Raw genomic sequence first — 11,651 nt, 5'->3', positions numbered from 1 at the left:
GAAGTCAGGGCTGGACGAGGGCGGCGGCTCCGGCGGCCAGGCTCAGCACCTCCCGCCGGGTCTCGGTGAACGCCCCCTGCATGGCCGCCGCCCGGGCGACCAGGTCGGCGGCGGTGAGGAGGGCGCCGTTCACCCGTACGGGGTCGGTGTAGTACGCGCGGAAGGCCGCCTCCGCCTCGCCGGGCGGAGGCAGGGGCTCGGTCCACAGGCGCAGCAGACCTTCGACGTCGAATTCCCTGCCGGATCCCATGACGCCACTGTCCGCCCGCCGGGGCCGTCTGGCGAGGGGTCAGCGGCGGCCGTACTTCTTGTGGACCGCCTGCTTGCTCACGCCGATCGCGTCGGCGATCTGGGACCAGGCCAGCCCGGCCACCCGCGCCCGCCGCACCTGGACGGCCTCCAGCCGCTCGATCTCGCGGCGCAGCGCGGTGGTGGCGTGCAGGGCCAGCAGGGGGTCGTCGTCCTGCGCCTGCCGCATCAGGGTCGCCAGGTCGTTCGTCATGCCCCAACGGTAGTCCAGACCGATCGTCACCGGGACTCCACGACCAGGCGCGCGCCCAGCCCGATCAGCACCACGCCGGAGACCCGCTCCAGCACGCGGCGCACCCGCGGCCGGCCGAGCCAGTCGCGGGCCCTGGCGACGGCCCAGATGAGCAGGCCGTACCAGAGCAGGTCGACGAGCACCCACACCACGGCCAGCGTCGCCAGCGTGGCGGGCACGTCCTGCCCGGCGGGGACGAACTGCGGCAGGAACGACATCGCGAACACCGCGGCCTTGGGGTTGGCCAGGCACGTCCCGAGCCCGGCCAGGTAGGACGCCCGCCGCCCGGGGAGCGTGGCCACCTCGGGCAGGGGGGCGCCCTTGCGCGCCTGCCAGAGCGACTGGGCGCCCATCACGACCAGCACGGCCGCGCCCGTGACGCGCATGACGTCGTAGGCGAGCTGGGAGGCCACCAGCAGCGCCGACAGCCCGAAGGCGGCGGCCAGGCCCCACAGCAGGATGCCGGTCTCGTTGCCGAGGGTGGCGGCCAGGCCGCTGGCGCGGCCGGCGCGGATGGTCTGGCGCAGGATGACGGCCGTGCTGACGCCGGGCACCATGGCGATCAGGACGCACGCCCCCGCGAAGGCGAGAAGGTACATGGCGGGCATCCTGGCAGAGAACCGCCGGGAGGCGCCGCCGGTTTTCAGGCGCACGGCTTTCAGGCGTGCGGCTTTCAGGCGTGCGGCTTTCAGGCGTGCGGCTTTCAGGCGTGCGGCTTTCAGGCAGCTTGTTCAGCCGTGCAGCCGTCAGCCGTGCAGCCGTCAGCCGTAGAGCTTGTTCAGCTCGGCGACGGCCTCGCGCATCATGGCGCGCAGCTCGGGCGGCTCCAGCACCTCGACGTCGGCGCCCATGCGCAGCAGCAGCCAGCGCGCGTGCTTGATCGACTCGACCGGCAGGGTGAGGGTGAGCCAGCCCTCCGGGTCGGGCGCGCCGGCGGCGGCCAGCGCGGTCTCGACGACGTCGCGGCCCACCGTGTACGCCAGCAGCTCCCCCCTGCCGGGCGCCAGCTTGATCACGCACTCGGCGGTGTACATCCGCTCGCGGAACTCCTTGGCGTAGGCGTTCCAGAACGCCGCCAGCTCGAAGCCCTCGGGCCGCTGGAAGTGGCCGGGCAGCGTCTCCAGGGTCAGCACGCGCGCCACCCGGTAGGTGCGGGGCGAGCCGTCCGGCGGCGCGGCCACCAGATACCAGGAGCCGCCCTTGAGCACCAGCCCGTACGGGTGGACCACCCGGTCCACCTCCTGCTGCCCCCACCGCCGGTAGGTCATGTGCAGCGGCCGCTGGTCCCACACCGCCTCGGCGACCTCGCCGAGGTGCGGCACGTCGTCGCCGGAGCGGTACCAGCCGGGCACGTCCAGCAGGAACCGCTCGCGCATGCGGGAGGCGTGCGAGCGTGGCTCGGGCGGCAGCGCGGCCAGCAGCTTCAGCTCCGCGGTGGCCGCGACCTCGGCCATCCCCAGGTCGGCGGCGGGCCCGGGCAGCCCGGCCAGGAACAGCGAGGACGCCTCCTCGGCGGTCAGCCCGTTGAGGCGGGTGCGGTAGCCGTCGAGGAGCTGGTAGCCGCCGGCGGGCCCGCGGTCGGCGTAGACCGGCACGCCGGCGGCCGACAGCGCCTCGACGTCCCGGTAGACGGTGCGGACCGACACCTCCAGCTCGGCGGCCAGCTCGGGGGCGGTCATGCGGCCGCGCGTCTGCAGGAGCAGGAGCAGCGAGAGTAACCGGCTGGCGCGCATATTCCTCATTGTATTGCGCACAGAAATCGTGTTTGTATGAACATATGGATCGTTTGCACGCCATCATGAACGCCTTAAGGACCCACGACAGCGTCTCGGTCGCCGAGCTGGCCGCCGAGCACGGCGTGTCGGAGATGACGATCAGGCGCGACCTCGACGAGCTGGCCCAGCAGGGCGTGGTCCGGCGCGTCAGGGGCGGCGCGCTGTCGCTGCTGCTGCGCGGCGAGGAGCCGCCGTTCGGCGTGCGCGAGCGGGAGGCGGTGGAGGCCAAGCGGCTGATCGGCGCCGAGGTGGCCGGGATGATCGCCGACGGCGAGGCGGTGGTGCTGGACGGCGGCACCACCGCGCTGGAGGTGGCCCGCGCCCTGACCGGCCGCCGGCTGACCGTGCTGCCGCTGGCGTTGCAGCCGGTGGCGCTGCTGGCGGGCGCCCCCCGGGTACGGCTGGTGCTGCCGGGCGGCGAGGTGCGGCCGGGCGAGCTGAACGTGATGGGCCCGCTGGCCGAGCACGCGCTGCGGGCGTTGCGCTTCGACACGGCGGTGATCGGCTGCTGCGGGCTGTCGGCCGAGCACGGGCTGACCGCGCACGACCTGCCGGAGGTCGCGATCAAGCAGGCCGCGATCGCCTCGGCGCGGCGGGTGGTGGTGGCCTGCGACTCGGGCAAGTTCGCGCGGACGGCGTTCGGCGCGGTGTGCCCGATCTCGCGGCTGGACGTCGTGGTGACCGACTCCGGCATCCCGCGCGAGGAGCGCGACGCGCTGGTGGCGGCCGGCGTGGCCGTGCGCGAGGTCCCCGCGGCCGCGGCGGGGCTCGCGTGAGGCGCGAGCGCACGGCGGTCTACCTGCTGTTCTTCCTGGCCGGCGCGGCCATCGGGACGTGGACCGCGCGCATCCCCGCCGTCAAGGAGCGCCTCGGCCTGGGCGAGGGCGAGTTCAGCCTGGCGCTGCTGGCCATCGCGGCCGGGGCGGTCATCGGCATGACGGCGGTGGGACGGCTGGTGGACCGGCACGGCAGCCACCGGGTCATGGTGCCGGCGGCGCTGGTGCAGGGGCTGGCGCTGGTCCCGGCCGCCTACGCCGGGAGCCTGGTGGCGCTGGCCGCCGCGCTGCTGGTGTTCGGGATCGCGCACGGCGTCCTGGACGTGGCCATGAACGCCAACGCGGTCGCGGTGGAGCGGGCGCACGGCCGGCCGGTCATGTCGTCGTTCCACGCGGTCTTCAGCATCGGCGGGTTCGCCGGGTCCGGGCTCGGCGGGCTGTCGGCGCACGCGGGGCTGTCGCCGGCGGTGACGTTCTGGACGGCGGGGGCGGTCATCGCGGCGCTGGCCCTGTGGGCGGCCCGGTGGGCGATGCGGCCGCCGCCGGATCCGGGCGCGGGCCGGGCCGGCGAGGGCGGGCTGCCGAAGGGGACGCTGTTCCTGGGGGTGCTGGCGTTCTGCTGCCTGGTGGGCGAAGGGGCGGCGGCCGACTGGAGCTCGGTCTACCTGCGCGAGGACCTGGGCTCCTCGCCGGGGTTCGCGGCGGCCGGGTACGCGGCGTTCTCGATCATGATGACGGCGGGCCGGCTGGCGGGCGACCGGCTGGCGGCCAGGTTCGGGCCGGTGCCGCTGGTGCGCTGCTGCGGGCTGCTGGCCGCCGCCGGGCTGGGGCTGGCGCTGCTGGCCGGGCATCCGGTGGCGGGCGTGGCCGGGTTCGGCTGCTTCGGGGCGGGGCTGTCGTGCATCGTCCCGCAGGTGTTCTCGGCGGCCGGGCGGCGCGATCCGGCGTTCGCGGGGCGGGCGCTGGCGCGGGTGGCCTCGATCGGGTACCTGGGGTTCCTGTCGGGGCCGGTGCTCATCGGCGCGGCCGGGGAGATGGCCGGGCTGCCGCGCGCGCTGGCCGTCCCCGCGTTGCTGGCGGCGTTCGTGGCCCTGGCCGCGACGGCGCTGCGAGCCCGCGAGCCCGCCACCCGCTGACCGTCGCCCGCCGGCCCGTCACCCGCTGGCCCGTCACCCGCTGGCCCGTCACCCGCCGGCCCGTCACCCGCCGGCCCGTCACCCGCCGATCGTCACCCGGCGAACTGCTGCCAGGCCAGCCTGGCGACCATCGCGACCACCACGCACAGCAGCACGATCCGGACGAAGGCCGCGCCCCGCTTGAGCGCCATCCGCGCGCCGAGCTGGGCGCCGGCGACGTTGCACACCGCCATGCCGAGCCCCAGCCCCCACTGCAGGTGCCCCTGCGCGCCGAAGACCAGCAGCGCGCCGACGTTCGTCCCCACATTGATGATCTTCGCCGAGGCCGAGGCGGAGACGAAGTCCAGCCCGAGGATGGTGGTGAAGGCGATGATGAGGAACGTCCCGGTGCCGGGCCCCATGATGCCGTCGTAGAAGGCGATGCCCACCCCGGCCACCGACACCGCGGCCACCACCCGCCGGTCGGTGCGCAGCTGCGGCCGCGGCACGGCCCCCAGCGAGGGCCGCAGCGTCACGAACGCCGCCACGCCGAGCAGCACCACCATGACGGCGGGCCGCAGCACCTCGGTCGAGACCGAGGCCGCGGCCCACGCGCCGAGCCCGGCGCTCAGCACCGCCAGCGCCGCGCCCGGCAGCGCCACCCGCCGGTCGAACTTGGTGGAGCGGGCGTAGGCCACGGCGGCCGAGGCGGTGCCGAACACCGACGACAGCTTGTTGGTGGCCATCGCCTCGACCGTGGGCAGTCCGGTGATCATGATGGCGGGCAGCTGCACCAGCCCGCCGCCGCCCACGACGGCGTCGATCCAGCCGGCGCCCGCCGCCGCGGCCAGCAACACCAGGACCTGCTCCAGCGGCACGCGGCACTCCCCCGACTTCCCCCGAGAAAACCCCAGAAGTGTACAAGTGCCACTGATGCCGCCGGCGTGCGGGCCCGATCCGGAACGGGCGGCCGGGCACGGGTCAGGCGCGGGCGGCCAGGGCGTGCAGCAGGGCCGCGGTCAGCGCCGCGCGTTCCAGCATGCCCTCCACGCTGACGTACTCGTGCCGGGCGTGCGCCCCGTGGCCCACCGCGCCCAGGCCGTCCAGGACGGGCAGGCCGAGCGCGGCGGCGAAGTTGCCGTCGCTGGCCCCGCCCACGGAGCACTCCTCCAGCTCCAGCCCCATCCCGGCGGCCACCTTCCTGGCCAGGGCGAACAGCCGCGCGGTGCCGGGGCCGCGCTCCATGACCGGCCGGTTCCAGCCGCCCCGCACCTCGATGACGGCCCGCTCGTCGTGCGGCCGCAACTCGGCCAGGGCGGTGGCGATCCGGTCGGCCTCGGCCTGGCTGGACACCCGGACGTCCACCTCGGCCCAGGCGGCGCCGGCCACCACGTTGGAGGCGGTGCCGCCGGACACGACGCCCACGTTGACCGTGGTGCCGGCGTCCGGGTCGGACAGGTCGTGCAGGTAGCGCACCGCCCGGGCCAGCTCGTCGACGGCGCTGGCGCCCTTGGCCGGCTCCAGCCCGGCGTGCGCCTCCAGGCCGGTGATGCCGAGCCGGAAGATGCCGACGCCCTTGCGGGCGGTCTTCAGCGCGCCGTCCCCGCTGGCCTCGAAGACCAGCACCGCGGCGGCGCTCTCGGCGGTCTCCTCGATGAGCGGGCGCGACAGGGGGCTGCCGATCTCCTCGTCGCCGTTGAGCAGCAGCCGCAGCGGCGGGCGCGCCAGCCCGGCGGCCTCCAGCGCGCGCAGCGCCCACACGAGCTGGACCAGGCCGGCCTTCATGTCGAAGACGCCGGGGCCGGTGGCGCGGTCGCCGTCCACGGTGAACGGCCAGCCGGCCAGCGTCCCGGCGGGCCAGACCGTGTCGTAGTGGGCCAGCAGCAGCACCGGGACCTCGCCGAGGCCGGGGTAGTCATTGAGCCTGGCGTCGCCGTACACGCCGGCCTCGCCGCGCCCGCCGCCCTGGCCGGGGGCGCCGCCGTCCACCAGGCGGGTGGCCGCGGGAGCGCCCAGCCGGGCCTCCAGCCACCCGTCGAGCCAGCGCAGGCCCGCGTCCAGCAGGGCCTTGTCGTTGCTGGGGGTCTCCAGCGAGACGTAGGCGGCCAGGTCGGCGAGCATCTCCTCGCGGTGCCGGCCGAGCCAGGCGCGCAGCTCCCCCGCGGCCGCCCCGCCCTCCGTCCGGTCGCCCGTCTCGTCACGCGTGGTCATCGGTTGCCTTTCCTCCAGAGCGGCGAGGTGCCCCTCGCCATCGGTGCCCGCCCGGCCTCGACGCCGGCCAGGACGGCACGGTCATGGTCGTACGCCCCGACGGGGACGGCGGCGGACGGCGATGTCCCGCCCGATGTCGCCACGGCCTTCGGGCTGCGCGCGCAGCCGCGCCGACAGGCGGTCCGTCGCCTCCGTCCGTACCCGTCCGGTGCTCTCAGGAAGATAGGCGCCCGGCTCGGAAGCGTCGAACGGCCCCAGCCGCAACCCTGGCCTCCCCGCCCCCGCGAGCACCCTGCCGCCGGCCCCGCGGCGCCCCGGCGTCGCCGTGGTGCTCATCGCCCGTGCTCCCAGACATGGGCGGCGACCTGGGCGTGCGTGGCGTACCAGACGCCCCGGTGGCCGGCGATGTGGTCGAGCAGCCCGGCCAGCGCCGCCATGCGCGAGCGGTGGCCGATGACGTGGGGATGCAGGGTGAGCTGGAACAGCGCGCCCTCGGCGTAGGCGGCGTCGAACTCGTCGCGCCAGATCCCGGCGACCTCGCGCGGCGGCGTGTACGGCCGCGACGAGCCGTGGCGGTCCATCGTCAGGTAGGGCGCGTCGTCCCTGATCCACTCGACCGGGATCTCCACCACGCCGGTGGGCTCGCCGTCGGCCAGCAGCTCGTACGGCTCGTCGTCGGCCATCAGCGAGGAGTCGTAGGCGAGGCCCAGCTCGCGGGTGATGGCCAGGGTGTGGTCGGAGAAGTCCCACGACGGGGTGCGGATGCCGACCGGGCGGGAGCCGGCCAGCCGCTCCAGGGTGTCGGCGGCGCGCAGCGCCAGCTCGCGCTCCTCGGCCGGGGTGAGCAGCATGGTGCGCTCGTGGATCCAGCCGTGCATGGCGACCTCGTGACCGGCGGCGACGTAGTCGCGTACCTCGCCGGGGTGCAGCAGGGCGGAGACGGCCGGCACGAAGAACGAGGCCGGGATGCCGTGCCGCTCCAGCAGGCGCAGCACGCGCGGGGCGCCGGCGCGGGCGCCGTACTCGCCCTGGGAGAGCCGGCCCGGCCGGGTGTCGCCGTCGCGCAGCGGGATCGTCTCGTGGTCGGAGTCGAAGGACAGGGCCACGGCGACGCGGGCGCCGCCCGGCCAGGACTCGGGGCGCAGGGCGCGGCCGGCGCGCACCCGGGCCACGTGCCCGCGCCAGGTCGGCTCGTCCCACCGCCAGGGCTGCTGCTCGGTCATGAGGGATCCTCCGCGCTCCAGGGGGCGTCGTGCACGGGATCCATGCTCACCGAGGGAAAGGCGGCGCGCCACGAGGGCGCGCCGCCTGCGGGGAAAAGGGGGCAGAAGATCAGCGGGCGGGGGCGAGGGTGCGCTTCCTGGAGGCGTAGATGTCGTCCACCAGCCCGTACGTGCGCGCCTGCTCGGCGGTGAAGATGCGGTCGCGCTCGATGTCCTTGCGGATCTCCAGCGGCGAGCGCCCCGTGTGCCGGGACAGGATCTCCTCCTGCTGGTCGCGCATCCGCAGGATCTCCCTGGCGTGGATCTCCAGGTCGCTGCCCTGACCGCGCCCGCCCTCGGTGTGCGGCTCGTGCAGCAGCACCCGGGCGTGCGGCAGCGCGGCCCGCTTGCCCGGCGCGCCGGCGGCCAGCAGCACCGCCGCCGCCGAGGCCGCCTCGCCGATGCAGACCGTGTGGATCTCCGGCCGGATGAACTGCATGGTGTCGTAGATGGCGTTCATCGCCGTGAACGACCCGCCCGGGGAGTTGATGTAGATGCTGACGTCGCGGTCGGGGTCGAGCGACTCCAGCGTCAGCAGCTGCGCCATCACGTCGTTGGCCACGGTGTCGTCGATCGGCGCGCCCAGGAAGATCACCCGGTCCTCGAACAGCTTGGTGTACGGGTTGAGCTCCTTCATCCCGTACGAGGTGCGCTCCGTGAACGACGGCAGCACGTAACGCCCGCTCATGTCAGTTCATCCCTTCGGCGATGTGGTCGACGATGCCGTACTCCAGGGCCTCCTGAGCGGTGAACCACCGGTCGCGGTCGGAGTCGGCCTGGATGCGCTCCAGCGGCTGGCCCGTGTGGTGGGCGATGATCTCGGCCATCCGCCGCTTGGTGTAGAGCATGTTGTCGGCCTGGATCTGGATGTCAGTGGCCGAGCCGCCGATGCCGCCCAGCGGCTGGTGCATGACGACGCGGGCGTTGGGCAGCGCGTACCGCTTGCCCTTGGCGCCCGCCGTCAGCAGCACCTGGCCCATCGACGCGGCGAACCCCATCGCCACCGTCGCCACGTCACACGGAATGAACTGCATCATGTCGTAGAGCGCCATCCCGGCGGTCACCGAACCGCCGGGGGAATTGATGTAAAGGGTTATGTCACGCCTGGGGTCCTCGGCCGCCAGCAGGAGCAACTCGCCGCAGAGCCGGTTGCAAATCTCGTCGTCGACCTCCTGGCCGAGGACGACGATGCGCTCCTTGAGCAGACGCTGGCTGAGCTGGTCCGGCCAGGCCGTGCGCTGGGTCTCCGTCATGACGGTCGCCTTTCTCGTGCGGGTATTCGCGCGAAAAACGCTATCCCCGCCCGCCGCGGGCCATGAATTGTTTTCGCTGGCGGCGCATTTCTCTAAAAGCGCATTCCACCCTCAGCGAATTTTCCTCGACAAACAATCGCGAACATGAGAAGGCGCGGCCGGAGCACCTCCGGCCGCGCCGTACATCCCCGGGCGCCGTGGCCCCGGCCGCGGTCCTAGCGGATGCCGCCGCGCCGCATCAGCTCGGCGGCCGGGAGCAGGGTCGCCTCGGTGGCCGTCAGCCCGGTGGCGGCCAGCGCGCGGTCGACCAGCCGCAGCCCCACCGCGTACCCCGCCATGTCGGGGATGCCGCGCGGCTCCTGCCCGAAGGCGGTCATGGCGCCGTCGCCCAGCACGTACGCCGAGGTGTGCTGCATCCCCTCCAGGTCGAAGTCCTTCATGATCAGCTCGTACGCCCGGTCGAACTCGGCCCCCGTCACCATCGCCGACCACGGCCCCATCGCCTCCGGCCCGGACAGCTCCCGCACGAACGCCTCGGCCAGCCCCTCGGCTATCACGTGCTCCCCGACGGTGACCCGCGCCGGGTTCCACTCCACGTTCGTGAAGCGCACGTTGTGGTGGAACTCGTGCACCGCGCAGTGCGCGATCCTGCCGATCACCTCCTCGCCCGGCCAGGCCAGCAGGAACAGCCAGCCCGGCGAGCCGCCCATGCCGTAGTAGCCGCCGCTGCGCTTCATCAGGTGCTCGTCGTCGGGATTGCCGAGCACGAACATGACCTGCAGCGACTCGTGCTGCTTGGCCGCGCCCAGCCGCGCGGAGGCGCGCTCCAGCTCGCGCCGCACCTGGCCGAGCACGTCGGCCTCGATCATGCGCTCGACGGCGGGCAGGTAGCGCGGGTCCTCGGCGTCGACCCGGAAGCCGCCCGCCTGGTGGTGGATGTCCACGAGGTCGCCGGGCATCGGGATCGCCTGCCGCATGGGCATGAGCATCTCCCGCACCGCGTCCGGCCGCTCGCCCAGGGGCCGGCGCAGCAGCGCGGCCATCGTCGTCAGGGTGTCGTGCACGATGAATTCCATGGCCGGGACGCTAGGCCCTCACGTGACGTGAGGCTCAAGCCCTTTAGCGCGGGCTCACGACGGCGGGCTCACGACGGCGGGCTCACAGCGGGCTCACAACAGCCGCCGCTGCACCACGTCGGCGATGACGGCGTGGACCACCTGGGCGACGTCCCCGGGCTCCCGGGAGCCGGCGTCGCGGCCGGCGAACAGCAGGTGCCCCGCGCCGATCAGGGAGAGCGCGAGCGCGTCCACGTCGGCGTCGGCCGCGATGCGGCCCATCGCGCGCTCCTCGCCCAGGTAGGCGCCGATCGCCCCCGCGGCCTGGGTGAGGACCGGGACGCCCGCGCCCGGCCCGGCCCGGCGCAGGCGGGCGCGCAGTTCGTCCCTGAACAGGACGAGGGCGACGATCGACACGGCGATCGGGTCGAACAGCTCGACCAGCGCGGCGGTGAGGTTGCCGGCGACGGTGCCGGTGCCGGCGGCCGCGCGCAGCCCGGCGGCCTGGGCGTCCAGCCGGGCCAGGCGCTCCCGCACCAGCTCGGCCAGGAAGTCGTCGAAGTCCGCGAAGTGCCGGTGCAGGACGCCCTTGGCGACGCCCGCCTCGTCCGTGACGGCGCGGCTGGTCAGCCCGCCGGCGCCGTCCCGGAGCAGGACCCGCTCGGCGGCGTCGAACAACTGCCGCCGCACGTCGCGCAGCGCCACTCCAGTGGGCATCGCCGGTTCTCCCTCACATCAGCGCGAACGGGGCCAGGGTTGTCGAGTGGGCGCGTGCCCACTATGGTGGGCGCATGCCCACTATACCGCGGGACGACCCCCGCCCGCCCGGGAACGAACCCCATAAGGCCAGGCAGATGGCCGAATCGTTCGGAGTGGACGCCGAACGCTACGACCGCGCCCGCCCCGCCTACCCGCAGGCCCTGGTGCAGCGGATCATAGCCGCCGCCCCCGGCCCCGACCTCCTCGACGTCGGCTGCGGCACCGGCATCGAGGCCCGCCAGTTCCTCGCCGCCGGCTGCACGGTGCTCGGGGTCGAGCCGGACCCCCGCATGGCCGGCCACGCCCGCCGCACCGGCGTCGAGGCCGAGGTCGCCACCTTCGAGGACTGGGACGACGCGGGACGCACGTTCGACGCGGTCGTCGCCGGCCAGTCCTGGCACTGGGTGGACCCGGTGGCCGGCCCGGCCAAGGCGGCACGGGTGCTGCGCCCCGGCGGCCTGCTGGCGGTCTTCGCCCACGCCTACGACCCGCCGCCGCCGATCGCGGAGGCGTTCGCCGCCGCGCTGCGGCGCGTGGCGCCCGGCTCGCCGTTCGCCGCCGGCCCGCCCAAGCCCGCCCGGGAGATCTACCGCCAGATGTTCGCCACCTTCGCCGACGGCATCCGGCAGGCCACCGGGTTCGGCGAGCCCGAGCACTGGCGCTTCGACTGGGAGCACCACTACACCCGCGACGCGTGGCTCGACCTGCTGCCCACCACGGGCGGGCTGACCAGGCTCCCGCCGGACGCGCTGGCCGAGGTGCTGGCGGCCGTCGGAGCCGCCGTGGACGCGGCCGGCGGCGGCTTCACCATGTCCTACACGACGCTGGCGGTCGCCGCGCCACTGAAGCCCTGAAGCCGGGAACCCTGAACCTAGGGAGCCCTGAATCTAGGGAGCCCTGAATC

The 11,651-nt window shown here is 74.5% G+C and carries 13 protein-coding genes and 2 pseudogenes; 4 read left to right on the top strand and 11 right to left on the bottom strand.

From position 1 onward, the window contains the following. Positions 1-4 precede the first annotated feature (4 nt). Genes AB0H75_RS21660 through AB0H75_RS21650 form a run of 3 tightly spaced genes read right to left on the bottom strand, consistent with a single transcriptional unit; the run spans position 5 to position 1,140 of the window. Positions 5-250, bottom strand: a complete 246-nt coding sequence (locus AB0H75_RS21660; protein WP_367798733.1) for a hypothetical protein — start codon at positions 248-250, stop codon at positions 5-7. Between the two features lie 39 nt (positions 251-289). Continuing rightward, a complete protein-coding gene (locus AB0H75_RS21655; protein WP_345407674.1) occupies positions 290-502 on the bottom strand; it encodes a hypothetical protein in 213 nt (70 codons plus the stop codon). A 26-nt stretch (positions 503-528) separates the two neighbouring features. Further along, on the bottom strand, positions 529-1,140 hold the full coding sequence (locus AB0H75_RS21650) for a LysE family translocator (protein ID WP_367798731.1): 612 nt from the start codon (positions 1,138-1,140) through the stop codon (positions 529-531). Positions 1,141-1,193: 53 nt separating this feature from the next. On the opposite strand from AB0H75_RS21650, the pseudogene AB0H75_RS21645 reads away from it, so the two are divergent. Next, a pseudogene (locus tag AB0H75_RS21645) lies at positions 1,194-1,265 on the top strand (pentapeptide repeat-containing protein); the annotation flags it as partial. 37 nt (positions 1,266-1,302) lie between these two features. On the opposite strand, the gene AB0H75_RS21640 reads toward AB0H75_RS21645, so the two are convergent. Beyond that, positions 1,303-2,274 carry a helix-turn-helix transcriptional regulator gene (locus tag AB0H75_RS21640; protein WP_367798729.1) on the bottom strand — a complete coding sequence of 324 codons (972 nt, stop codon included), beginning with the start codon at positions 2,272-2,274 and terminating at the stop codon, positions 1,303-1,305. A gap of 44 nt (positions 2,275-2,318) precedes the next feature. Between AB0H75_RS21640 and AB0H75_RS21635 the strand changes: the two genes are divergently transcribed. Beyond that, a complete protein-coding gene (locus AB0H75_RS21635; RefSeq protein ID WP_367798727.1) occupies positions 2,319-3,092 on the top strand; it encodes a DeoR/GlpR family DNA-binding transcription regulator in 774 nt (257 codons plus the stop codon). Next, positions 3,089-4,228: an MFS transporter gene (locus tag AB0H75_RS21630; protein ID WP_367798725.1), complete on the top strand. Its 1,140-nt coding sequence runs from the start codon at positions 3,089-3,091 to the stop codon at positions 4,226-4,228. The genes AB0H75_RS21635 and AB0H75_RS21630 overlap by 4 nt, the downstream gene beginning before the upstream one ends. Before the next feature lie 92 nt (positions 4,229-4,320). On the opposite strand, the gene AB0H75_RS21625 is transcribed toward AB0H75_RS21630, so the two are convergent. The 7 genes and pseudogenes from AB0H75_RS21625 to AB0H75_RS21595 form a co-directional block, all read right to left on the bottom strand. Continuing rightward, positions 4,321-5,085 (bottom strand): sulfite exporter TauE/SafE family protein, encoded by a 765-nt coding sequence (locus AB0H75_RS21625; protein ID WP_367798723.1) that lies wholly within the window; start codon positions 5,083-5,085, stop codon positions 4,321-4,323. 103 nt (positions 5,086-5,188) lie between these two features. After that, on the bottom strand, positions 5,189-6,418 hold the full coding sequence (locus AB0H75_RS21620) for a M20 family metallopeptidase (protein WP_367798721.1): 1,230 nt from the start codon (positions 6,416-6,418) through the stop codon (positions 5,189-5,191). A gap of 332 nt (positions 6,419-6,750) precedes the next feature. After that, positions 6,751-7,641 carry a polysaccharide deacetylase gene (locus tag AB0H75_RS21615; protein WP_367798719.1) on the bottom strand — a complete coding sequence of 297 codons (891 nt, stop codon included), beginning with the start codon at positions 7,639-7,641 and terminating at the stop codon, positions 6,751-6,753. Between the two features lie 109 nt (positions 7,642-7,750). Then, positions 7,751-8,368, bottom strand: a complete 618-nt coding sequence (locus tag AB0H75_RS21610; protein WP_367798717.1) for an ATP-dependent Clp protease proteolytic subunit — start codon at positions 8,366-8,368, stop codon at positions 7,751-7,753. Between the two features lies 1 nt (position 8,369). Continuing rightward, positions 8,370-8,945: pseudogene (locus tag AB0H75_RS21605) on the bottom strand (ClpP family protease); the annotation flags it as partial. A 203-nt stretch (positions 8,946-9,148) separates the two neighbouring features. After that, a complete protein-coding gene (locus tag AB0H75_RS21600; protein ID WP_367798715.1) occupies positions 9,149-10,009 on the bottom strand; it encodes a DUF2268 domain-containing protein in 861 nt (286 codons plus the stop codon). A 93-nt stretch (positions 10,010-10,102) separates the two neighbouring features. Beyond that, positions 10,103-10,705, bottom strand: a complete 603-nt coding sequence (locus tag AB0H75_RS21595; protein ID WP_367798713.1) for a TetR/AcrR family transcriptional regulator — start codon at positions 10,703-10,705, stop codon at positions 10,103-10,105. A gap of 74 nt (positions 10,706-10,779) precedes the next feature. Here AB0H75_RS21595 and AB0H75_RS21590 point away from each other — a divergent pair, with 74 nt between their 5' ends. After that, the gene (locus AB0H75_RS21590) at positions 10,780-11,601 is read left to right on the top strand and encodes a class I SAM-dependent methyltransferase (protein WP_367798711.1); all 822 of its coding nucleotides are present in this window, start codon (positions 10,780-10,782) and stop codon (positions 11,599-11,601) included. The last annotated feature ends 50 nt before the right edge of the window (positions 11,602-11,651 follow it).

Source organism: Nonomuraea sp. NPDC050783 (assembly GCF_040802095.1).
Taxonomy (GTDB): Bacteria; Actinomycetota; Actinomycetes; order Streptosporangiales; family Streptosporangiaceae; genus Nonomuraea.
This window is presented reverse-complemented; position numbering and strand designations above follow the sequence as displayed.

What these genes read in the sequence shown, in the direction of transcription:
- AB0H75_RS21640 (WP_367798729.1), bottom strand. Translation starts at nt 2,274, where the DNA reads ATGCGCGCCAGCCGGTTACTCTCGCTGCTCCTGCTCCTGCAGACGCGC.
- AB0H75_RS21615 (WP_367798719.1), bottom strand. Translation starts at nt 7,641, where the DNA reads ATGACCGAGCAGCAGCCCTGGCGGTGGGACGAGCCGACCTGGCGCGGG.
- AB0H75_RS21635 (WP_367798727.1), top strand. Translation starts at nt 2,319, where the DNA reads ATGGATCGTTTGCACGCCATCATGAACGCCTTAAGGACCCACGACAGC.
- AB0H75_RS21655 (WP_345407674.1), bottom strand. Translation starts at nt 502, where the DNA reads ATGACGAACGACCTGGCGACCCTGATGCGGCAGGCGCAGGACGACGAC.
- AB0H75_RS21610 (WP_367798717.1), bottom strand. Translation starts at nt 8,368, where the DNA reads ATGAGCGGGCGTTACGTGCTGCCGTCGTTCACGGAGCGCACCTCGTAC.
- AB0H75_RS21590 (WP_367798711.1), top strand. Translation starts at nt 10,780, where the DNA reads ATGCCCACTATACCGCGGGACGACCCCCGCCCGCCCGGGAACGAACCC.
- AB0H75_RS21650 (WP_367798731.1), bottom strand. Translation starts at nt 1,140, where the DNA reads ATGTACCTTCTCGCCTTCGCGGGGGCGTGCGTCCTGATCGCCATGGTG.
- AB0H75_RS21600 (WP_367798715.1), bottom strand. Translation starts at nt 10,009, where the DNA reads ATGGAATTCATCGTGCACGACACCCTGACGACGATGGCCGCGCTGCTG.
- AB0H75_RS21620 (WP_367798721.1), bottom strand. Translation starts at nt 6,418, where the DNA reads ATGACCACGCGTGACGAGACGGGCGACCGGACGGAGGGCGGGGCGGCC.
- AB0H75_RS21595 (WP_367798713.1), bottom strand. Translation starts at nt 10,705, where the DNA reads ATGCCCACTGGAGTGGCGCTGCGCGACGTGCGGCGGCAGTTGTTCGAC.
- AB0H75_RS21660 (WP_367798733.1), bottom strand. Translation starts at nt 250, where the DNA reads ATGGGATCCGGCAGGGAATTCGACGTCGAAGGTCTGCTGCGCCTGTGG.